Genomic DNA, 21,507 nt, shown 5'->3' on the forward strand with positions numbered 1-21,507 from the left:
GTTACTTGTATTACTACAAAACTACGGCGGTTTAAGGGTACTTGCTTCATCCGATTGGCTGACCCTAGTGGGTGATTAGGAAGAATTACCCATCATTCTCTTGAGGTGGAAGCGTACCATCTGCCAGTTTCAAGCGCTTAGAGGGAAGATGCGATCGCGCATCCCCTAAAAACACCTTCATCCGGTAAAGGCGATCGCCACAATGAAGATAAGGGGGTAAGTCTTCGTTGGCTAAAGGGTTAAATGATGAGAGAACCCAAGCAGGGGCAAATCCAAATTCAGCAACTATTGTGGCGTTGGGGAAGAAACCAGAAATTTCGCGGATTCTTAGCGTTGGTGTTGCTGGGATTGAGCGTGCGATCGCTTCCTTATCTGGCACCCGTTCGCGCCAAAGATATTGCCCAGGATACGCAAGCGATAGAATTTAGCGATCGCAATGGACTTCCTTTAGGAAGGTTGCTGACCCGCGACCAAGAGCATACCGCTGTGGTGCCGCTGAATCAAGTTTCGCCCCACTTTATCAACGCGATTCTAGCTGCTGAAGATGGCTCATATTATCATCACGGGGCGCTGGATCTGAAAGCTGTAGCGCGATCGCTTAAAGATTCCATCCAGGCAAGAAGAGTTACCTCTGGTGCGTCTACGATTACGATGCAACTGGCGCGGATGTTAGACCCCGTTCCCCGCACCTTACCGGGCAAGTTGCGTGAAATTTGGCTATCTTGGCGCATCGCAGCAGGTATGAATAAAGATGCAATCCTCTCTTCCTATATCAATCGCCTGCCAATGGGGGGGAATATCTATGGCTTAGAAGCCGCTTCTCGTAACTATTTCGATATTCCTGCCAGCGAACTCAATCTTGCCCAAGCGAGTCTTCTCGCCGCCGTTCCGAATAATCCCACTTATTTCAATCCCTACGATCATTGGAAACGCCTCAAAAAGCGGCAGATTTATGTCCTGAATCGCATGGTTGAAGATGGTTATATTACTCGCACGCAAGCAGATCGAGCCTATAAAGAAGAGATTTCCCTAGCACCGAGACAACAGGGAATTATTGCCGCCCCTCATTTTTTATTTTGGGTATCTAATCAACTATCTAATTCTTCAATTCAAAATCCAAAATCTTCTAGCACCCTACAAAACGCTATCCCGAATCGGATGTCCCAGATCCGCACCAGTATCGATCGCCCTTTGCAGCAATTTGTGGAAGCGCAAGTGCAGCAAGTGATTCGTACCCTCACCCCCAATAATGTCCATCACGCAGCTGCCTTAGTCATTGACAACCACACGGGGGAAGTTTTGGCTTATGTGGGTTCTCCCGATTACTTTAATGAACCCCAACTCGGTCGCAACGACGGGGTACAGGCATTGCGCCAACCCGGTTCTACCTTGAAGCCTTTTTTATATGAATTTGCCCTACAAAATCGCACAATTCGTCCGAATACTATCTTGGCGGATGTGCCAACTCATTACGCGATTCCCGGTGCAAAACTCTATAGTCCTACAGACTATGATGAAACTTTTTTAGGGCCAGTACGAGTTCGCGTCGCTTTAGCAAATTCCCTGAATGTTCCGGCGGTGCGGGTATTAGAAAAAGTCGGTGTGCAAAATTTTCTAAATCATCTGCATCAATTAGGGTTTGAGCATTTGAATCGGTCGCCCGAACATTACGGATTGGGGTTAATTTTGGGTAGCGGTGAAGTCAGTTTATGGGAGTTGACGAGGGCGTATGTTACTTTAGCAAGACGTGGAGAAGCCACACCGCTAGTCACCACATTCTCCAACCCGCCATCTGCCAACCGCAAACCTTCCAAGCTGCAACCTTCTAACCCTTCCACCTGGGGATTGATTGCGGATATGTTGAGCGATCGCCATGCTCGTGCGAGTGCCTTTGGGGTAGACTCGGTGCTAGCTTTACCATTCCCCGCAGCAGTTAAAACAGGCACTTCCTCGGATTTTCGAGATACTTGGACGGTTGGATTTACCACCGACTACACCGTAGCCGTTTGGGTGGGCAATTTTAACGGCGATCCTATGCGGCAGGTTTCGGGGGTGACAGGTGCAGCACCCCTCTGGAATCGCATCATGTTACACCTCCATCAGAATCGAGAACCCGCCACCTTTCCCCCTCCAGAAAATCTCGTGCAACGCCCAATCTGTGTGATTTCTGGCTTACGCCCTACCCCAGATTGCCCCTCAGTAGTGCAAGAATATTTTTACGCAGAAGATATTAGCGATTATGAGCGTCAGTCAGGTACTGCGAAGTTGCCTCCAGAGTACGATGAGTGGTTAGCAAGGCAGCATCAACCAAGTTTTGTCTCTAGTGGCGTTAAGATTTTGTCTCCTCACAATGGCGATGTTTTCTTGTTGCACCCAAGTGAAAAAACGAATCCCAAAGGTACAGAGAATGCACAGACAGAAATGCAGCAACTAGAGTTTAAAGTAGCTGGAACGCTCAGCCAGTCTGTAGAGTGGTGGTTAAATGGCGAAAAGCTGGCAACGCAACCATCGAATTCGCTATTTTGGTCGCTGCGCCCCGGTCAGTGGACTTTGCAAGTCAAAAGTGGGGAAATGACTGATACGGTAAGTTTCCAAGTGCAGTTGGCAAAATATCGGCAGACACGCCGGGGTTTCTCGCTCAAGTCAAATTAAACCGTAGTATTAACTGGGTGCTTCGGATGCCTTTCCCTCAAACACATCGTTAAGGATTGCCAGTCCTTGTATTACACGCAGTAGCTAATCCTCTGACAACTTGACAAACATTTGGGCAATTTTGGCATGAGTTGTCTGGCGGAGTTGCTGAAGATATTCAAATCTAGCCTGAGTCAGTTTTAGGTAGGGCTTATGCACGTCAACACGCTGTAGGGGCTTTTTGATTGCCATGTCCCTACGATAGAATCAGGCATTCACTAATTAACTGCGTAAGTCCTGTTAGGGAAAGGATCTAGCGCTAAATCACCCGCAGGGCATTAGTCATAGCAAGTTTGATTGATTAGTCGTAATCTCAATCGACTTTGAAGAATACAAAATTTTTTGGTGCAATCTTGCAAAATTATGCGACGCCCGCCATTGACACCCTTGTTGTAACAGGTAGAAGATAGGGGCGATCGCTTCCCCCAGATTAACTATGCGCTTAAGTTTTTCTTTATAAGAGTTTGTAACTGTGATAGCATTTATTCTGTTTTTTCCCTAAACAATTAGTGGAATCAAAATCCAGCGCTTTTACACTAGCGCTTTTACACTTAGGAGGATCGAAATGGCACTTAGCGACCAGCTCTTGAACCCAAACAAAAAGGCTGAAGTTGTAGATGACTTCTGCAAATTGATCGATGAGGAGGTCGCTTCCAAGTCAGGTATATCTGGTCTTGCTATAAAGGCAGGCTACAGCGCGGTCAAGGGTATAAAGCCAGGGTACATTGGCTACGCCGTCGAGCAGTTCCTGCCAGGATTGTGTACAGCACTCGATCCCATTTGGAGCGAGAGTGTCCAGAAAGGAGATCCAGTCACGCACTTCGTTGCCAGCCGCTCTCCCGCCGCAGATGCTATCCTGAGCGTTACCGATGCCAGGATGGAGAGCGTCAGAAGCAGCCTCGCGTTGGGTACCTATAAAAAATTGCGCGGCTCGGCTAAGAAAAACGTGGAGGAAGGGATACCGGGATTGGCTAAGCTTCTCAAAAAACACACCTTGGTCTGAACGAGAAGGGAAGGTTCACACTCTGGTGCGGGTGGCTGTCCAAACAAGAGTGTGGAGTACGGTAGAGCTGTTCAACCCGATGCCCCTACTTACAAAATAAGCCGTTCTCTTCGTATCAGCCTAATTCAATCAGCATTTCTATCGTACTGAGCCGAAAGCCACAGGAAGAGAATAATCGCCTCGCCGCCTCGTTAGCAACAGTCGTATCGAGGCGAATTTGTTTGACTCCAATTGAGTTAAAGCGTTCAATCGCTCGCATCACCATCGCCTTCGCAATTCCAGCTTGGCGATATTCCTCTTCAACCCAGAGGTCGTGAATAAAAGCATATTCCTGTAAACGGTAAATGGGGATTTCCCGTTCTACCGTCGCTACCAGAAACGCCACCACTTGCTTATTTTCAGCCTCAGCGACTAGGAAGATATTGCGATCGCGTTGCGGTGGCGCATCCAGCGATGCACTAGACGCCATCCTACCCAACCACTTCTCATAACGCAACTCTGGATTCGGCAAGAATCCATACTTTGCCGAATCCCAAGCTTCATGCAAGGCACAAATCTTGGCAACCATTGGGAGGACAGATGGCACGTCAGCCGGTGTAGCAGAACGAATAAGCATATTTCAGTCTTTTGATGCTGAAACTGTATACTTGCTTATCCGTAGCATAGAAATGAAACATCTGGCAAAGATGCGCGCACTTCGTGCCGCTTCGCTAACAGACTAAAGTCTGGCGCTATACAAACAAAGACTGCCTACGCAATCTTTATAATGTTTGTTTCAGTCCGCGCAGGCAAACTACCCTTTGGGAAGCCGCGATCGCATCTACGTTTGTATAGGCACGAATTACATTCATTGGGTATTTTAGTAACTTATGACTCCTGAAAAGTTTTCCAATCCATTTTTAACTCTCAATTATGAGTCTGCCTTAGAAGCCTTAGGCGATGATTATTTTGATCGAGTAGCAGCGGCAGACTTTCCTAAATATATTCTGCGCTTTCGCAACGATGAATTATTACCAATATTGGGACTGAAACCAGACGCGGTGACAGACGATGATTTTATCGAAGCGTTTGGGATGTTTCAAGGAGTCAAACCGTTCTTAGCTTTGCGTTATCACGGCTATCAGTTTGGAGAATATAACTCTCGATTAGGCGATGGCAGAGGATTCCTCTACGGACAAGTGCGCGGTACGGATGGAGAACTTTATGATTTTGGGACGAAAGGGTCTGGTACGACTCCGTATTCTAGAGGAGGCGATGGTAGACTCACGCTTAAAGGTGGCGTCAGAGAAGTTTTAGCTGCTGAAGCGCTTCACTATTTAGGAGTTCGTACTTCCCGCTGTTTATCGATGATTGAAACGGGAGAAGGACTCTGGAGAGGCGATGAACCTTCTCCAACAAGATCCTCGGTAATGATTCGTTTCAGCCGTTCCCACATTCGTTTTGGAACATTTGAGCGGTTGCACTTTTTTGGGCGCAAGGATTTAATCGAAAAGCTGTTAGACCATGTAATTGAACAATACTATCCTCACCTCAAAGATAAGCAAGACCGATACATTCTGTTTTATGCAGAATTAGTTAAGCGGGTTGCAGAACTTGTTGCTCAATGGATGTCAGTTGGGTTTTGCCATGCGGTTTTAAACACCGATAATATGTCAATTACTGGGGAAAGTTTCGACTATGGTCCCTACGCTTTTATTAACACCTACGATCCCAAATTTACTGCTGCCTACTTTGACTATTACGGACGCTACAGCTACAGCAATCAACCAGGGATTTGCCAGCTCAATTTAGAAATGCTCCAACAACCTTTATCCGCGGTTATTCCTATGGCAGAGATGGAAGTTGCTCTATCCCAATTTGCCGAGCATTATAACCGAACTTACACCGCGCGGATGATTGGTAAACTGGGATTCGAGAATCTGCCCAATTTAGCCGCAGAAGAATTAGTGATGCAAACCCTGAAACTGCTGGTAGAAACACAAGTAAGCTATCACGGTTTCTTTTGGGAAGTAACAAATCAGTTTGACCGCAATTGGCGTGACGATGCGAGAAATATTCTGAAAGCAGATGAATTTTTGAATGCGCCTGAGGCTACCGCATTATTGGAAGATTGGAGAAATATATTTTTACAAACTTTACTCAGTTTCCCAGACAGCGAGCTGGATAATATAGCGAATCGGTTGCGTCATCATAATCCCGAAACGGTGTTAGTTAGACCAGAAATAGAAGCGGTTTGGGAGAAAATTGACCAAGAAGATAACTGGACACCGTTTTATGAATTGGTTGAACGGCTGAGATTTCACAAGAATGCGATCGCTTAATTCCTAATCCAGTTCACTTAAAGCTAGAAATCCAAAACCTGCTTAGGTTCGGTACTTGGAACCAAATCCAACTTATAAGTGTTTACGGGGAGGCTTAGCGTGGGGTTCTGAATGGCAATTAAGACAAGTAATGTTTTTGCAAAAACAAGATGCAGCCGTTTCTAAATTCTTGATAAAACGATAAAAATAGAGATGTTGTCAATATCTCTACTTTTATTGTTTTATTAGCGAATTCTATTGAATAGCAACAGACTTAACTTCTTCACCTGGGACGAGAAGCGCTGTACCAACTTCTATAGTATGCGGACTCTTGAAGGTTAATTGAGCATCAGACTTCTGGCAAGCTACCATCGTCTTGACGTGTTCGGCTTCGTCATCCCGAATGTTTACAAACACATCGTAGAGGTTGTTGATGGCGGGACGGCGTTCTTCCGGAACTCGTCCGGTTTGAAATTCATCGAACATATACAAATCGCCGTCTCGATAGTAATTGATAGCAATTTGTGGTGCAGATGTAGCTTTTAACTCTGCTTCATTTTCTTGCAAAAAAGTCTCGTAAGTATGATAAGCGTGTCCTTCCACTAATTCCATGAAGTGATAGGCAGAGCTGGGACTGATGATATAGAGAAAAACGACAACCCAGTAATAAACTAAAGCAGTATGTTGTGCTAAAAATCTATCAAACCAATTTTTATTGCCTCCTAAAGATTCCATAATCAGGAGGTGGTGGAGTTCGTTCCAAGATTCAGCAAAGTGAACTTTCAACCAATCCGCTCTGCGCCACATTCCGATTGTTTCGTAAAGATGTAAAACAGATAAGTAGGCAAAATAAGGGACACGAGCAACTGTTTCTAGTACGTAAAAACGAGGATAGGGGCGATTGCGGTAAATTGTGTTGATAACAAACACTAATACGCCGACAAGTAATCGAATCATTGGTAAAACCCCAGCTATTTTTTTATTAAGACCCTATGTGGGAAGGAAGGTTGTTTGTTCCTTCTATTTGCATCCTACTCAACTCCTAAAAATAGAAAATCCGTAAATCTGACAGTAACCGGAAGGACACTATAGTTACCAAAAGTAAAAGATTAACCTGCTGCAACCTGTCCAGCGCTTTATTAAGAAAGATTAAAATATTTGGCGAGAGCTAACTTCAGCGTTCCTCCCTTCAGAAGATTGGTCAGAATAAGCAAAGAAGAGAGCGATATCTAGAGGCATCAATGCTTAACAGCAGCCAGTGCATAGAGACAAAGTGCCCAATTCAGTTCACAGTTGACTTAATCGGCAGTAAATGGTCGATTCTGATTCTCAGAGAGTTGTTTGCCAGCGATCGCCGTACCCACGAGTTCCTAGAAGCATTGCCTGGAATTAGCACCAAAACGCTGATGATACGGCTCAGAGAACTAGAAGAGTATGGTTTAATAGAACGCCGAGTCTACGCAGAAATTCCTCCCCGCGTAGAGTATTCGCTTACCCAGAAGGGGCGAGAAATTCAACCCGTGATGACAGCGCTGAAGCAGGTGGGAGAACGATGGCTCAACCGAGATGCTTGTGTTTGTCCTCTTGATGGGATAGCTTTCTAGGAAAGGTTGCCTGCGTGAGGCCGATTCCTAATAACAACAATCTATGGGCAAAAGATATCGTTCGCCCTCATTAACACGCTTTATCAGCCAAGATGGGCAGTTGAACATCGTGCGGCGAGGGGTATCAGGATTTCATCGGGGCGATCTGTATCATTTGCTGCTTACCCTTTCCTGGGGATGGTTCTTAGCACTGTTCAGTGTGTTGTATTTAGTCTCCAACGCGGTGTTTGCTCTCATTTATCTAGCCGGAGGAGATTGCATCCAAAACGCTCGCCCAGGTTCCTTCATTGATGCCTTCTTCTTTAGCGTCCAAACAATGGCGACCATCGGCTACGGCGCGATGTATCCGCGCACGCCTTACGCGAATGCGGTGGTGACAGTCGAAGCGCTGGCGGGTCTTTTCGGAGTGGCAATGGCGACTGGACTGGCGTTTGCGCGGTTCTCCGTGCCAACGGCGAGGGTGATTTTCAGTCGCGTGGCAGCGATCGCTCCCTATGATGGGGTGCCGACTCTGATGTTTCGGACGGCTAACCAGCGCCGCGACGTAATTGTAGAAGCGCAGATCCGGGTGACTTTAGTTCGCAACGAAGTCAACCGAGAGGGAGAATTCATGCGCCGGTTTTACGATCTCAAATTGGTTCGCAGTCATACATCTATGTTCGCATTGAGCTGGACCGTGATGCATCAGATTGACGAGACGAGTCCGCTTTATGGGGCTACAGTGGACTCCCTGGCTGAGTCGGAAAGTGAGATCGTCGTGATGCTGACTGGGTTAGACGAAATCGTTTCACAGACGATCCATGCCCGTCACTCCTTTGCCACGTCAGATATCCTGTGGAATATGCGTTTTGTGGATATCTTATCGAGGATGCCAGACGGGCGGCGTTCGATTGACTATACCCGCTTTCATGACGTGATGCCGATAGAATCGGTCAGGGGTAATAAATAATTGGAAAAAGATAGTTTTACTTTAGCCTCAGTTAAACGAATCCTATTTGAGACCGAGACTCAGGTAGTTTAACAATAGTTTTTTTCCTTAAATTTGATATCATTTTCTTTCAATCGTCACCTGCCAAGTTTCCAATGTTGTACCAACCGATTGATCGAGATTTGTCAAGGCATTGAGATACTCAATCGTTGCATCCAGTTCTCGGTTTCTTGCTTCTACTAAATCATTCTGAAAACTCACAACCTGAAAAATTGCCGACCTTCCCAATCTCAGTTTTTCTTGTTCTATTTCTAGTGTTCTTTCGGCTAATTGCCTTGCTTGTTGGGCAAGTTGCACCTGTCTGAGGCTCAAATTTACATTTCTGACTCTATCTGTTACTTGAATATCGATACTTTGACGCAGATTTTCTAAAGTATTTTCTGCTTGCTGGAAGTTTACTTGACTTCGTTGATAATCCCGTTCCACAGTGAGATCGCCGAAGGTACGCGACAAGATTAACCCAGCAGTTAGTTGGGTTGTGTCATTTAGGGAATTGCCGTAAGCTGCATCTAAGTCTAAATTCCAGCGCCGATTATTATCGGCAATTAATCTTTCAAATTTTGTTCTTTCCAAGCTGAACTGTGCTTGCAAATAATCCGGTCTGTTTTGAAAGGCAACTTGTTTTAGATTATTTAAATCTAAAGACTTTGATTGCAATACTATTTTTTCTACAGGTTCAATATTAAGAGTTTGCTCGATATCTAGAATATCCAATAAAGCTAATTTGACAGACTCCAGATTATTCCGAGCCGCTAACAAACTGACTTCTCTATTTGCAATATCTGTCTGGCTTTGGACAATTTCAACTGGCGCGATTCTGCCAGCTTCAATCAAGACTTGGTTAAATTCTAAAATTTGTCGGGCACTTTCTAGAGAAATTTGCTCAATATTCAGTCTTTCCTGCGCTCTGAGTAAATTGCGGTAGGCTAAGATAGCGTCAGTGATAGTATTAATGAGAGTTGATTTTAAACCTTGAATATTTGCTCTTTCATCGAGTCGGGCAATTTCAACGGGAGCTTGATTAACTGCAACACCAGCACCTCTGAGGAGAGGTTGAGTTAAACGCAGTTGAAGATTTGAGCCAAATAGATCGTCATTATCAACATTGAAATTATTTATATTTGACGTTTGACCATTTGTTTCCCAGCCAAAACTCAGCCTGCCTCCTGTAGGAACCCTAACTTCAACAGTTGCGCCAACGCCAACATCGCTATTAGTGCTTGTGCTTCCCCCCGAACCAAAGCGGTCGAGATTCAATGATAGTTTAGGCGTAAAATCAGGGACGAATGCATCTTCCGCTACTGCCAAGTCTTGCCTTTGGGCGATTCTTTCTAAATAAGCGTTTTTGATATCTTTGTTGTTTTGCAATACCAAAATTACAACATCAGCTAGGGTTAATTGAATCCTACGTCCAGTTGTTACGGATTCTTGTTGGTTAGGGCTTTGTCTAGTTTGAGCTAATAAAGCGGCTGGTTTTCTGGCTTCAGATAAAGTATTTAAAATTGACCTAGATGTTGCAATTGGGAGCGAAGATGGGCTGGGAATAATTTTTGCTGATGGGGAGATAATAGATATTCCCAAATCTTCTTGCACAGGCGGCCTAGTAGCCGTAAGAAAAGATGGGAATTGTCTTGGCTGGGTGTTAATAATTTGACTAGTTTTGGTTGGGAGAGGGGAAACCGAGAAAGGAGCGATCGCATTCTTTAACCCAGTTTCCGATGCCCTATCCGTCGGCGCAACAGGAATCGGGCGTGCGAGTACCGGCGTCTGTGTCTGAGCGATCGCTGTCGGAACATTAGTAGTAGTCGCGCTTACCACCGTTGAATGAAGCTTAAGAACGACGGCTAACGTCAACGCCGTGCCCAAAGTTGCACTCGCAAGCAGAACGACTCCCCCAAAAAGAGAGCGGATAGGAGGCAAAAACCTACCGCTAGAAGCTGGAGGTTGAGAATTTAGGTCGTCGCGCTTGTGCATGATTGCGGGTAGCTTTTAGCTGATTGATTTTAGATTTTAGATGGAACAATTGCCGATTTAATCCAAAATCCAAAATTGAGCTGCTTTACGCAATGCCTATTAGTGAGGCTAAGAGTTACGCAATGCTTTCACTGGATCGAGCTGGCTAGCTCTCACCGCAGGCAAAAACCCCGCGCCGACTCCCACCAACAGTGCAGCTCCTAAGGACAAGGCAGCAGTCTTGCTTTCAAATTCGTAAGGTAACTTAAAAGTTTCGGCGACGACCATCGTTAACCCATGCACCGAGATGATAGCGGCAGTTCCCCCCAATAAACTCAGAATTGCCGCTTCCAGAATAAATTGCAGCAAGATGTCCTGCCTTTTTGCTCCAATTGCCCGCCTCAGCCCAATTTCTGGGGTACGCTCCATTACTGCTGCGATCGTGATATTGGCAATGCCGACGCCACCGATGAGTAGCGAAATGATTCCTACCGCTGTCAGCCCATTGGATGCCATTTCCAGGGTTTCCTGCTGCGCCAAGATTTGCCGCACGTTGTTCGAGGCATAAACCTCTTTGCCTGGGAAGCGCTGTTCCATGAGTTGCTTGGCTTTGTCTGCCAAATCCTTTAAGTCTTCTATCTTGTAAGGGCGTATTTGGATAGAGCCAATGTCGCGGCTACCCGTCAGGGCGTAGTAAAACGACATCGGTATCCATACCTCACCTTCAGGTTCCCGAAAAGATGAGGTAACGGTTGGCACGACCCCGACAACGACATAGGGTCTGGCGTTGGCATAAATGGTTTCTCCAACAGCATTCTGACCTTTAAAAAGTTTGTCTACTAAAAATTCATCGATTACTGCTACAGGGCGATAGTTTTCAAAATCGGCAGGGGTGAAGAAGCGCCCTGCTACCAATTGCTTACCCGAAGTCAGCAGAAAGTCTTGAGTAACGGGTGTCATGTCAGGTTCGGCTTCTTCATCCTGAAATAAGGTTTGAGGATTCGGATAGAACCCACTAGAGGCACTGATTGCCCGCACGCCCTCTAGCCGCTGTCGCAAGTATTCCATGTCTTCTGACCGGAGTTCCTCTTGCACGTAGACAAATACCTGAGGGGCGTCTCTCTCAGCGAGTTGCTTGGCAATTACCGCCCGACTGATGCTGCCAACTTGAAGCGTGGCGCTGACTGCCGCTACACCCATAAAAACGCCCAAAGTGGTGAGGGTAGAACGCACAGGGTTGCTGCGTAGGGAGTTACAGGTGAGGGCGAAGAGGTCGAAGGCGGAAAGGCTCATATCAATTAAAAATTAAAAATAACTTCTCATGTTTCTTTTTTCTGTTTCCCAGGCTGAGCAACAGAGCAAGGATATTGATTACCAATTACCCATTACCCATTACCTATGACTTTTTATTTTTCATTTTTAATTTGTCTTGGACAACGACGGGCGTTCCTGGCTCTAGGGAAACATCTGGCGGGGGTAACACCACCGCGTCTCCTGCTTGCAAGCCCGCAGTCACCTCCACGGTTGTTAATCCCTCTAGCCCCAAAGATACCTCTCGTTTTTGCGCCTTGGATGAAGAGTCTCTCACCCAAACAAAGGGTTTAGGCGCAGAACGCTGTATGGCTTCCGTATTCAAAACCACGACGTTCTGGCGCTGCTGCAAAATGATTTCGACGCTGACTTGGCTGCTAGGAATTAATCTGCGGGTGGGTTGGTCAAGCTTGACGGTTGCAGGTACTGTGGCTTGCCCAGATTGGCTTTCCTGTTCGCTACTGCCAGAAGTGCTAGCGATCGCTTGGGGATACAAGCTTTGCACTCGTCCGGTGAATTTCTTCGCATCGGGACCAATCACACTAATGCGGACACGTTGATTGCTTTTCACTTTGGCGGCATTCAGCGTGGAAAGATTGAGTTTCACCAACTCTTGTGTCGGATCGCCCAAAGTCAACAGGTCATTCCCGATATTGACTCCATTCCCATTCTTGACCATGATGTTGAGAACTTTTCCTTGAATGGGCGCAGTGACGATGTTGTTTTGGAGTTGCTGCTGAAGATTTTTGATTTCCAGCACCTTCATCTGGATGTCCCGACTGGTGGTAGCGACTTCTAATTGTGCCTGTCGCAGTTCAGTTTGTGCAGTCGCCACTTTGTCTAAGATTTCTTGCTGGTCCGTTTGACGCTGCTGCTGAAGGTTCTGGAGTTCCAGGCTACTCGTACTCGCTTCTAACTGAGCGTCCCGGAGAGCAGATTGGGCGTTGCGGACGTTTTCTTGTTGGTCTTGGAGTTCTTTACCTGGAATAAAGCCCTTTTCAGCTAGCGCTTGCAGCTGTTTGAGTTCCTGTTGGGCAGCAATTAGCTTTTCCTGAGCTTCCGCAATCTTCTGCTGATTGCGTTTGATACTGAGTTCCTGTTTCCGAATCGCCGCCTGCTGATTGGCACGATTTTGGAGTTCTCGTCGGGCAGTTGTTAGCCTTTCCTGAGCTTCTAAAACTTTCTGGCGACTGCGTGCTAAGGTGAGTTCCTGTTTCGTAATCTCCAACTGCTGGGCATCGAGGCTCGTTTCTTGCTTGGTGTCGCGCAGAACGATCAGTTTTTGACCAGCTTGAACGCGATCGCCAAGTTGCACTAACACCCGTTCCACAGCGCTTTCTGCGGGAGATTTCAGGGTTTGCTGACCGCCCAATTCAACCACGCCACTTTCATTGATCGTGTTCTCAACGGTGCCTCGCTCTACTTTTACCAAACGCACCGCCACTGGGTCGCCGGAGCGATTTAGCAGCAACCCATAAACTAGCCAGCCCCCAACGCTTGCTACTGCTAGACCGGCTGACCAAGCTAACCATTTGACTCCAGCCTTGAATTCCGGTTTCCCCAGTTTTTCAATTCCCAACACTTTGCCCGTCCAGTTTGCAGTAGTAAGCTGAATCACCCTGCTACTGATAATAGTTCACCGTTCAGTCTATTTTTGAGCAGGTTTGGAAGCTTGATTTTGTCCGCCGTATTCGCCGCATTGCTGAATGAGTTTAGCGACTACACCTGTCCAGCCAGTTTGATGACTAGCGCCCAGTCCTGCGCCATTATCGCCATGAAAATATTCGTAGAACAGAATTAAATCGCGCCAATGGGGATTATTTTGAAAGGTTTCCGAGTCGCCATAAACCGGACGTTTACCTGATTCATCCTGAAGGAAAATTCGGGTTAGCCTTTGCGACAATTCTGTGGCGACTTCCCAGAGATTCATCATTTGCCCAGAACCTGTGGGACACTCGACTTGGAAATCATCACCCAAGTAGTAATGAAATTTTTGGAGAGATTCAATAATTAAATAATTAATTGGAAACCAAATAGGACCGCGCCAGTTGGAATTCCCTCCAAATAAGCCGCTACTGGATTCTGCGGGTTCGTAATCTACTCGATATTGCTCGCCATTTACCCCAAAAATGTAGGGATTTTTCGCATGAAATTTTGAAACAGAGCGAATCCCATAGGGGCTTAAGAATTCGTTTTCATCGAGCATTTTTTCTAAGATGCGGCGGAGTTTATCTCGATAAGCGATCGCGAGTAATCTTCTAGCACCAACCCCTGGCGTTTCCATACACGCAACATTTTGTTTCAGGTTAGGGCGATTTTGAATAAACCATTGCATTCGTTGTTGAAAACCTGGAAGCTTCTCTAAAGTTTCTGGTTCGATTGTGGCAACTGCTAATAGAGGAATCAGCCCAACCATTGACCGCACTTTTAGTGGCAAATAGCTACCATCAGGTAAATGCAACATATCATAGTAAAAACCATCCGCTTCATCCCACAGAGATGTCTCTGCATCGCCCATACAGTTCATTGCATCAGCGATATAAAGGAAGTGTTCAAAAAATTTGCTGGCGATATCTTCGTAAGCGGAGTTTTCTGGTGCCAACTCTAGCGCGATCGCTAGCATATTTAGACAGTACATTCCCATCCAACTTGTACCATCAGACTGTTCTAAATTCCCTCCGGTAGGCAGATCCACATTTCTGTCAAAGACACCAATGTTATCCATGCCTAAAAAACCGCCTTGAAATACATTTTTTCCCCCAATATCTTTGCGGTTCACCCACCAGGTAAAATTAAGCAACAACTTTTGAAATACGCGCTCTAAAAACTTCTTATCAGCGCAACCATACATTTTTTGTTCAATCTTGTAAATGCGGAATGTTGCCCAAGCATGAACCGGCGGATTCCCATCGCTGAAATCCCATTCATAGGCTGGTAATTGACCGTTGGGATGCATATACCATTCCCGCGTCAATCTATCGAGTTGCCGCTTTGCAAAATCTGGATCGATTGTTGCCAAGGGGATGACATGAAAGGCTAAATCCCAGGCAGCAAACCAAGGATATTCCCATTTATCTGGCATGGAAATAATATCATCATTGAAAAGATGAATCCACTCAGAATTCCTAATATTTCGGCGCGACTTTGGTGCTGGATGAATCGCATCGCCTTTTAACCATTCTTCTACAACGTAGTGATAAAATTGCTTATTCCACAACATTCCCGCAAAAGCTTGTCGCTGGATATTTCGCTTCTCTTCTGTTAGAGAACACGGAGAAGTAACTTGTTCGTAAAATTCATCAGCTTCGCGTTTTCGGTTTTGAAAAGTTGTGTCAAAATCGACGCCAAAGGGTTCGGCAAAGCCGGGAGAGTCGCTTAGTCGTAGTCGAACAACTTTAGTTTCGCCTGCACCAATTTTTAAGATATAATCAGCAGCAAATTTAGTCCCTATTTGGTTTGGATTTACAGCATCTTCTTGACCGGATACAAGATAATTATTAATCCCATCTTTTACGTAGGGCGAGGGATTATTTACCCCAAATAATCTTTCCTGATTTGTTTCATTTTCTGTAAACAACAGTAAGGGCGGTGTTTCCGCCCCCTGATTCCCCTCACAATAAAGCCAGCGTTCGCCTAGGCTTGCTTCAGTCGCTTCTAAAATACTTAGATGATTGTCACTTTTAAGTCTTTTGATTCTAGGCTTCTCTTCAGAATGATTCCAAGACCATGTATTGCGAAACCAGAGGGTTGGTAGAAGATGCAGGGTTTTCTCTTCCGTTCCCCGATTGACCGCACTGATTTGAATTAAAATATCCTCCGGTGAATTCTTGGCATACTCGACAAAAATATCGAAGTAGGCGTCAGAATCAAACACTCCAGTATCGAGTAGCTCAAATTCTCGGTCTTGATAACGTCTACACTTATTTTCTTCAACGAGTTGGGAATACGGAAAGGCTTTGTGAGGATATTTATAGAGACATTTCATGTAAGAATGAGTGGGGGTATTGTCAAGATAAAAGTAATATTCCTTGACATCTTCCCCATGATTTCCTTCCTTTCCCGTTAAACCGAAAAACCTTTCTTTAAGGATCGGATCTTCCTCATTCCAAAGCGCGATCGCAAAACAAAGTCGCTGATGGTTATCCGAAATTCCGGCAATCCCATCTTCTCCCCAGCGATAAGCGCGAGAACGAGCCTGATCGTGGGTAAAATAGTCCCAAGCTGAGCCATCAGGACTATAATCTTCTCTCACCGTTCCCCATTGGCGATCGCTCAAATAAGGCCCCCATCGCCGCCAATAAGCTTTGCGCTCCCGGTCTTCTTTTAATCTAGTTTCTTCTGGAGTCATCTCACTGTTAAATTATTAAAAATTCTTTAATCAATTCTAATTAAACTTAGCAAAACTTAAGTTGCTGGTCGAATGATGCGACAGGGATTTCCAGCAGCCACGACATTTTCAGGAATATCTTTGACAACAACACTGCCAGCTCCAATTGTCGTGTTGTCGCCAATTGTCACCCTTGGACAAATGATAGTGCCGCCTCCAATCCAGACATTATTGCCAATCTTAATCGGTGCAGCGAGTTCCAGCCCCGTTTGACGGATTTGAGGATCGGTCGGATGATAAGCCGTATAAATTTGCACGTAGGGACCAAACAAAACATTGTCACCGATATGAACGGTATTACAGTCTAGAATTACGCATCCATAATTCATGTACAACCCGTTGCCAGCGTAAATATTGCTGCCGTAGTCACAGTGAAATGGAGGTACAATTTGAACCGTTGAGCCTACCTGAGCGAACAAATCATTGAGAATTTGCGATCGCAACTCTAGCTCTTCCTCAGTCGTCGCGTTGTACATTCTTAATAGACGAGACGCCCGTTTGCTTCCAGCAGCGAGTTCTGGGTCAGACGCTAGATACAACTCGCCTGCCAGCATGTTCTGTTTTTCCGTTTTTCCCACGGCGTTGCTTCCTGTACACTCTCTACAAGTATGCGTTGAAAGTCTTCAGGCGTAATGAGAAAGCAATGAGAAATAGCCGTTTTCTTATCTAAAACTTCCCTTGTTTACTGGCATCTGGTTAAACATAATAAAAAGGGAGACTCCGCCTCCCCCTTTAGTATGAAATTCAAGGATACATTCCCAAGACATTATTTTCTCAGATGAGTAGCGATCGCTTCTAGAAGTGAGGCAGTTGTAAACGGTTTAGCAAGATAACCGTTTGCACCTAAGAGTTGCTCTTGGTGAAAGAAGTTTTCAGAAGTATCAGCCGTGAGAAAAACGAAGGGAATTGGAGCTGTAACCGGATCGGAACGAAGTGCCCTGAGAACTTCGTATCCATCAAGTTCTGGCATTCTCACATCACATAAAATCAAATCGGGACGCAATTCTTTTGCCAATTGCACTCCGATACTGCCATTCTCAGCACCAATGGGAATGAATTCCCCTTCACTCAGGATATCTAGGATGCTCTCACGGATGACCTCTTCATCTTCAATCACCAACACTTTTGTCATCAGTTCCTATGTAGCCATTCAATGACGGTATGACAACAAAAATAGTGTTCAGCAATTCCATTGCTCAACCCGCTTGTATCAGTTTTATTTGAAATGCTACTCTCAAAAAATTATCTTGTTTCTGAGGGTCGCTCTACACCAATCGAGAGCGCCTTCTTGCTCCGCTTTAACTGCTTCCAGAGACCCTTTACTTGTTCGTATGCTTGTTCGGGAGCAAGCTTACCTCCCGTCTCTAGAGCCGAAATGTAGCCAATTTTGTGAGCAAACTCTTGCAAATTGGCATTAAAAGCGAGATGTTCGGGTGAAAATGAGCCGTAGTAGCGACTTTGAGGGGAAAGAAAGCTGTTTTTGCTCACTTGGTCAGGATTGGTCATGGCTATTTTTTTATGACATTGAGTCTTTATTTCAAAATCTCTTGTTAATGTTACCTTAACCCAAAGTTAACCTCGTTTGATTACTCCCTAGGGAATATTCACAAATAGCAACTTTCCGGGAAACCCAAACAGCGGGGATGATGTTCTGGCTTGGCTTTGTCGATGTACAGTTTACCCACCAGGAGTTTAAACCCCTTGCTAACAGAATCAAGTCTTCTGAAGCAGACTGAGTAAGGATTTCAGCCCACTTGAATGGACCTCAGCCATGAGCCTTGAACTTGAGTTCAAGACGGACTGCGGGCTGGCTGAGAATGATGCGGTTACTTTCCCTTTTCGCCACGCCCTGTTGCAGGATCTCCTAAAACGGCTCAGGGAACTGTATTGCTTGTAACAGCATCAGGGAAAGAATCTCACAATGCTGAGGTGACGAAGCCAGAGCGATCGCCTGAATCAACTGCTAACATCAGGAAATGAAATCTAAGCCGCCACTCATTGGAATTACGACCGCTGGTCAGATGGATACGCGCCTGTTTAGCATCAGAGGCGACTATGTAGAGGCAGTGCGCTTAGCGGGTGGCTTACCGATGTTGCTGCCACCGGGAGAACCCGATCCCGCAGCCATCTTAGAAAGAATTGATGGATTGATCTTCTCCGGCGGGGGTGATATTGACCCCGCTATTTACAACGACTCATCTCATCCCACCGTTTATAACGTCGATCATCAGCGTGATACCTTTGAGCTAGCTTTAGCCAAGCTGGTTTTAGATACAGATATCCCAATCTTAGGGATTTGTCGCGGTTTAGAAATTTTGGTAGTCGCAACAGGTGGCAACTTGGTGCTGCATCTGCCGGATGAATTTGGGGACGTGATCGCGCACCGCACCCATCAATCTCGCTTCTGCCAGCATCCCGTGCAAATTGACCCTGAGAGTCGCCTCGCTGCCATAATTGGCATCACAGAGCCGGAGATAGTCTCGTGGCATCATCAAGCTGTGCGGACAGTACCGCCTGGATGGCGGGTTACAGCACGCGCTGCTGATGGGGTAATTGAAGCGATGGAACACGAACACCATTCTTGGGCGATCGCGCTTCAGTGGCATCCCGAACTTGCTCTCGACGATCCCTATCAGCAACGCATCTTTCAGGCGTTAGTCGAGACAGCACGTAAGCGCACGATCTAGTTTTCAAGAGATCGAGGTGTTCTTGATTACAACACACGGAGACATCTCGAAAAGGCTGAAACTTGAAAAAATTCTGTTTTATAGACTTTTGATAAACGTTAGAGAAAGTGTGACTTAAATAAACTTTTTTTTACTTACTTATCGGGAAATCTAAAAACGAAGATTGTATCTATATCCATCGTGTTCATCTCTGTTTCAACGTGATTTCCCTATTAAATTATTTTTCCAGAAAGAGAGGAAACCTCTCTTTGAAGCATCTTGTCGCAATTTTCGGTATTGTTGGAATCCTCAATGCCTGTGTAACTCAAACTCCTCAATCTCCTCAGGCAGTTGAGCGGTCAACTAATTCTACTAAATCAACAGCTTCAAACCCAAAAACGAGTTCACAACCTGACAAAAGTTCCCAGATAGTGAATTCGGATCATTCAGATACTAAATTGCCCAAACTGGTTTCTGATAAAGATGAATTGCCTTCCCAGGCGTTTGATTTTCACATCCGCAACATTGTGACTTCTGGCGATACTGTAAAGTTTCAATCGCGCAAGTATGATTTTGTCTTTGACAAAAATAGTAGTAACTTTTCTGTGCAGCCAGGAAGCCTCCCGAAGAATTTTGTTTCTCAGCCGGAGAAGCATCAAAAAGCGCTAGGGGGAGAGTTAAATCTGCCTTCTCGTTATGAAACGATTAAATATAAAGGCAAGACTTATCAATATCGGGTAAATCGTAAAGGGAATTCAGAAACTCCAGATTGCCAAAAAGAAGCAAAAGTCGTAATTACGCTAATTACGCCCGAAAGTAAGCAACCAAAAACGCAAACCCTTTATACAGGGGGTTGCTTGAGCTTTCCTTACATTACCGCCGCTAAAATTGTAGGCGATCGCTTATGGTGGTCACTTGCCTTTCCGCAAGGAGAAGGTTATACCGGCAAAACAACGCTTGTCGGTTATCACCCACAGCAAGAGCAATGGACTGTTATTCATCCACAGGGGATGGATAGACAGGAGATTCTCGATTTCGAGATTGCGGGAACCCCCGACCGACCAACATTCTGGATGGCAACAAAAATAAGTGGGGAAGGCAACAACTATTCACCAGGAATGGGATTAGTGGCATATCGTCCCGACTCTTCTGACCTGCAATCGGGTTCTGTAACTTCTTACCGCGTGGATAATAGTCCCCTCATCGGTGCCATTCCCGATCGGCTATTGCTGGAATCAGATCGGCTTTGGGTTGGGACTGGCAACGGTATCTGCCAGTTGCAATTGTCAGTACCTGATAATCCTGATTGGAAATGCTGGCGATTTGCCATCACCGCGCGACTGCCGACTGAGAAAGTACCCCTCTACAGCGCGTTGTTGAATGAGACGCCTGCGGCTACTCTCGATGCGCCTGCGGGACAAACGGTTGAAGTTCTCTGGTGGCTGCCTACAGACTATAGTAGTAGCGGTCAATCCCTGCTCCGCCGGAAAGGTCGTTACGAGGTGAGATATGACCAAGGCTTCACAGCGACGCTGGATGGGCAGGGAGCAACTTCTTGGTCTGAGATTTTTGGGTCATCGGAAAAACCGCCGGTGTGGTTTTCTCCTGTTTCCTGGCCTGCTAATGGCTGGCATTGGGATGGTTCGCGCTTTGTCCGAGGATTTGATGAAGTGTGTGAGTGTCACTCTGGAGGGGGGCCGAGAGGCATTGGGCCTATAGAGCACAATGCTAGCGGCGGCATTAACCTGAATGCTATGCGAGGCGATTTGGAGTTCGTGAATCTGTCGAAGAATTCTACCAGTGTCAAGTATTATTCCGGCTGGGTTGACGATGCTCTGATCAATCCTTACCCAACGGTGGTGCCGCAATATCCAAAAAATGCTCAACCCAATCCTCTAGAATCTATCGCTAAGCAACTCTAGCTCAGCGTTTTCTACGGTAAGACAAGATATTAGGAATCGGCAAATGGGTGACATTTTTTCTCTAGTTATAATTACGGCGCTGTTATTTTTCGGCCCAGCGCTTTCTGCGATCGCAATTCGACGTTCTCTTTCGATTCCTTGGCAATTAGTCCTGCTTGCCGTTTGTGTTTTCTACAGCATTTTCCCAATTCTACTGACTTTGGGAGGTACGGGTTTGGCTGAACGCTTCGCCTGTGAAGCCGGTGGTAGGGGAATCGTTATCTATAAATGTCCTGGAACCCCCTGGCTTGGGGATGTGATTACGTTTATGACCTTTGCTCATTGGGGTGCAATTTTCACGATTCCATCCGGGGTTGTGGGTTTTGTCGGACTCCTCATTTCCTTAATCCTCAAAAGGAACAGGTTGCGAACTGGGGTAAACACACCAGAAAGACCAACTGCCACTTTTTACCGCAGCCGTCGCCGCAAGGTCGTTGCAGGAGTGTGTGCAGCGATCGCGCAACGGTGGGGACTGTCACTCCTGGGTGTACGGGTTGCTATAGTCGTTTTAAGCGTTGTTATAACCGGAATTGGTCTGCCGATTTACCTTTGGGTGTGGTTGGCGTTTCCCCTAGAACCATCCCCTGAGCCTACACAAGTTGGGTAAATCATCACGATTTTAAGTTTCTGATAGATAGAGTCA

Annotated in this window: 19 protein-coding genes; 8 read left to right on the forward strand and 11 right to left on the reverse strand. The window is 45.9% G+C overall.

Annotation, left to right across the window (positions count from 1 at the left end; translation table 11 throughout):
* Window positions 1-85: 85 nt before the first annotated feature.
* Complete coding sequence (locus tag H6H02_RS27915) at window positions 86-379, reverse strand: hypothetical protein (RefSeq protein WP_347342618.1); 294 nt, start codon at window positions 377-379, stop codon at window positions 86-88.
* Between H6H02_RS27915 and pbpC the strand changes: the two genes are divergently transcribed.
* Window positions 355-2,652: a penicillin-binding protein 1C gene (gene pbpC, locus H6H02_RS15850; protein ID WP_347342619.1), complete on the forward strand. Its 2,298-nt coding sequence runs from the start codon at window positions 355-357 to the stop codon at window positions 2,650-2,652. The two genes, H6H02_RS27915 and pbpC, sit on opposite strands and share 25 nt — an antisense overlap.
* An 84-nt stretch (window positions 2,653-2,736) precedes the next feature.
* On the opposite strand, the gene H6H02_RS15855 is transcribed toward pbpC, so the two are convergent.
* Window positions 2,737-2,883 carry a hypothetical protein gene (locus H6H02_RS15855; protein ID WP_190819399.1) on the reverse strand — a complete coding sequence of 49 codons (147 nt, stop codon included), beginning with the start codon at window positions 2,881-2,883 and terminating at the stop codon, window positions 2,737-2,739.
* A gap of 373 nt (window positions 2,884-3,256) precedes the next feature.
* On the opposite strand from H6H02_RS15855, the gene H6H02_RS15860 reads away from it, so the two are divergent.
* On the forward strand, window positions 3,257-3,694 hold the full coding sequence (locus H6H02_RS15860; RefSeq protein WP_190819401.1) for a hypothetical protein: 438 nt from the start codon (window positions 3,257-3,259) through the stop codon (window positions 3,692-3,694).
* 115 nt (window positions 3,695-3,809) lie between these two features.
* Here the strand turns inward: H6H02_RS15860 and H6H02_RS15865 are convergent, their stop codons facing one another.
* Window positions 3,810-4,310 (reverse strand): GNAT family N-acetyltransferase, encoded by a 501-nt coding sequence (locus H6H02_RS15865; protein WP_190819403.1) that lies wholly within the window; start codon window positions 4,308-4,310, stop codon window positions 3,810-3,812.
* Between the two features lie 253 nt (window positions 4,311-4,563).
* Here H6H02_RS15865 and H6H02_RS15870 point away from each other — a divergent pair, with 253 nt between their 5' ends.
* Window positions 4,564-6,015, forward strand: coding sequence for a YdiU family protein (locus H6H02_RS15870; protein ID WP_190819405.1), 1,452 nt, complete (start codon window positions 4,564-4,566; stop codon window positions 6,013-6,015).
* Between the two features lie 234 nt (window positions 6,016-6,249).
* Here H6H02_RS15870 and H6H02_RS15875 read toward each other — a convergent pair whose 3' ends face one another.
* The gene (locus H6H02_RS15875; RefSeq protein WP_190819407.1) at window positions 6,250-6,951 is read right to left on the reverse strand and encodes an alternative oxidase; all 702 of its coding nucleotides are present in this window, start codon (window positions 6,949-6,951) and stop codon (window positions 6,250-6,252) included.
* A gap of 284 nt (window positions 6,952-7,235) precedes the next feature.
* Between H6H02_RS15875 and H6H02_RS15880 the strand changes: the two genes are divergently transcribed.
* Both H6H02_RS15880 and H6H02_RS15885 read left to right on the forward strand, forming a co-directional pair.
* Window positions 7,236-7,598 (forward strand): helix-turn-helix domain-containing protein, encoded by a 363-nt coding sequence (locus H6H02_RS15880; protein ID WP_190819409.1) that lies wholly within the window; start codon window positions 7,236-7,238, stop codon window positions 7,596-7,598.
* Between the two features lie 43 nt (window positions 7,599-7,641).
* Window positions 7,642-8,547 carry an ion channel gene (locus tag H6H02_RS15885; RefSeq protein ID WP_190819411.1) on the forward strand — a complete coding sequence of 302 codons (906 nt, stop codon included), beginning with the start codon at window positions 7,642-7,644 and terminating at the stop codon, window positions 8,545-8,547.
* Between the two features lie 99 nt (window positions 8,548-8,646).
* Here H6H02_RS15885 and H6H02_RS15890 read toward each other — a convergent pair whose 3' ends face one another.
* The 7 genes from H6H02_RS15890 to H6H02_RS15920 all read right to left on the reverse strand — a co-directional run bounded on the left by H6H02_RS15890 (window position 8,647) and on the right by H6H02_RS15920 (window position 17,743).
* Window positions 8,647-10,560, reverse strand: a complete 1,914-nt coding sequence (locus H6H02_RS15890) for a TolC family protein (protein WP_190819413.1) — start codon at window positions 10,558-10,560, stop codon at window positions 8,647-8,649.
* A gap of 108 nt (window positions 10,561-10,668) precedes the next feature.
* A complete protein-coding gene (locus H6H02_RS15895) occupies window positions 10,669-11,832 on the reverse strand; it encodes an ABC transporter permease (protein WP_190819415.1) in 1,164 nt (387 codons plus the stop codon).
* A 103-nt stretch (window positions 11,833-11,935) separates the two neighbouring features.
* Complete coding sequence (locus tag H6H02_RS15900) at window positions 11,936-13,468, reverse strand: HlyD family efflux transporter periplasmic adaptor subunit (RefSeq protein WP_347342620.1); 1,533 nt, start codon at window positions 13,466-13,468, stop codon at window positions 11,936-11,938.
* Window positions 13,469-13,498: 30 nt separating this feature from the next.
* Window positions 13,499-16,198, reverse strand: a complete 2,700-nt coding sequence (locus H6H02_RS15905) for a glucosidase (RefSeq protein WP_190819417.1) — start codon at window positions 16,196-16,198, stop codon at window positions 13,499-13,501.
* Window positions 16,199-16,254: 56 nt separating this feature from the next.
* The gene (locus tag H6H02_RS15910) at window positions 16,255-16,815 is read right to left on the reverse strand and encodes a sugar O-acetyltransferase (RefSeq protein ID WP_190819419.1); all 561 of its coding nucleotides are present in this window, start codon (window positions 16,813-16,815) and stop codon (window positions 16,255-16,257) included.
* Window positions 16,816-17,003: 188 nt separating this feature from the next.
* Window positions 17,004-17,369, reverse strand: coding sequence for a response regulator (locus H6H02_RS15915; protein WP_190819421.1), 366 nt, complete (start codon window positions 17,367-17,369; stop codon window positions 17,004-17,006).
* Between the two features lie 110 nt (window positions 17,370-17,479).
* The gene (locus H6H02_RS15920) at window positions 17,480-17,743 is read right to left on the reverse strand and encodes a hypothetical protein (RefSeq protein ID WP_190819423.1); all 264 of its coding nucleotides are present in this window, start codon (window positions 17,741-17,743) and stop codon (window positions 17,480-17,482) included.
* Window positions 17,744-18,213: 470 nt separating this feature from the next.
* Here H6H02_RS15920 and H6H02_RS15925 point away from each other — a divergent pair, with 470 nt between their 5' ends.
* The 3 genes from H6H02_RS15925 (at window position 18,214) to H6H02_RS15935 (ending at window position 21,471) form a co-directional block, all read left to right on the forward strand.
* Complete coding sequence (locus tag H6H02_RS15925; protein WP_190819425.1) at window positions 18,214-18,924, forward strand: gamma-glutamyl-gamma-aminobutyrate hydrolase family protein; 711 nt, start codon at window positions 18,214-18,216, stop codon at window positions 18,922-18,924.
* Window positions 18,925-19,172: 248 nt separating this feature from the next.
* On the forward strand, window positions 19,173-20,825 hold the full coding sequence (locus tag H6H02_RS15930) for a hypothetical protein (RefSeq protein ID WP_190819427.1): 1,653 nt from the start codon (window positions 19,173-19,175) through the stop codon (window positions 20,823-20,825).
* Window positions 20,826-20,868: 43 nt separating this feature from the next.
* Window positions 20,869-21,471, forward strand: coding sequence for a PspC domain-containing protein (locus tag H6H02_RS15935; RefSeq protein ID WP_199329230.1), 603 nt, complete (start codon window positions 20,869-20,871; stop codon window positions 21,469-21,471).
* Window positions 21,472-21,507: the final 36 nt, after the last annotated feature.

The organism is Coleofasciculus sp. FACHB-1120 (assembly GCF_014698845.1).
Classification (GTDB): Bacteria; Cyanobacteriota; Cyanobacteriia; order Cyanobacteriales; family FACHB-T130; genus FACHB-T130.

What these genes read in the sequence shown, in the direction of transcription:
- H6H02_RS15855 (WP_190819399.1), bottom strand. Translation starts at nt 2,883, where the DNA reads ATGGCAATCAAAAAGCCCCTACAGCGTGTTGACGTGCATAAGCCCTAC.
- H6H02_RS15870 (WP_190819405.1), top strand. Translation starts at nt 4,564, where the DNA reads ATGACTCCTGAAAAGTTTTCCAATCCATTTTTAACTCTCAATTATGAG.
- H6H02_RS15860 (WP_190819401.1), top strand. Translation starts at nt 3,257, where the DNA reads ATGGCACTTAGCGACCAGCTCTTGAACCCAAACAAAAAGGCTGAAGTT.
- H6H02_RS15935 (WP_199329230.1), top strand. Translation starts at nt 20,869, where the DNA reads ATGGGTGACATTTTTTCTCTAGTTATAATTACGGCGCTGTTATTTTTC.
- H6H02_RS15875 (WP_190819407.1), bottom strand. Translation starts at nt 6,951, where the DNA reads ATGATTCGATTACTTGTCGGCGTATTAGTGTTTGTTATCAACACAATT.
- H6H02_RS15920 (WP_190819423.1), bottom strand. Translation starts at nt 17,743, where the DNA reads ATGACCAATCCTGACCAAGTGAGCAAAAACAGCTTTCTTTCCCCTCAA.
- H6H02_RS15925 (WP_190819425.1), top strand. Translation starts at nt 18,214, where the DNA reads ATGAAATCTAAGCCGCCACTCATTGGAATTACGACCGCTGGTCAGATG.
- H6H02_RS15915 (WP_190819421.1), bottom strand. Translation starts at nt 17,369, where the DNA reads ATGACAAAAGTGTTGGTGATTGAAGATGAAGAGGTCATCCGTGAGAGC.
- H6H02_RS15880 (WP_190819409.1), top strand. Translation starts at nt 7,236, where the DNA reads ATGCTTAACAGCAGCCAGTGCATAGAGACAAAGTGCCCAATTCAGTTC.
- H6H02_RS15885 (WP_190819411.1), top strand. Translation starts at nt 7,642, where the DNA reads ATGGGCAAAAGATATCGTTCGCCCTCATTAACACGCTTTATCAGCCAA.
- H6H02_RS15895 (WP_190819415.1), bottom strand. Translation starts at nt 11,832, where the DNA reads ATGAGCCTTTCCGCCTTCGACCTCTTCGCCCTCACCTGTAACTCCCTA.
- H6H02_RS15905 (WP_190819417.1), bottom strand. Translation starts at nt 16,198, where the DNA reads ATGACTCCAGAAGAAACTAGATTAAAAGAAGACCGGGAGCGCAAAGCT.
- H6H02_RS15890 (WP_190819413.1), bottom strand. Translation starts at nt 10,560, where the DNA reads ATGCACAAGCGCGACGACCTAAATTCTCAACCTCCAGCTTCTAGCGGT.
- H6H02_RS15865 (WP_190819403.1), bottom strand. Translation starts at nt 4,310, where the DNA reads ATGCTTATTCGTTCTGCTACACCGGCTGACGTGCCATCTGTCCTCCCA.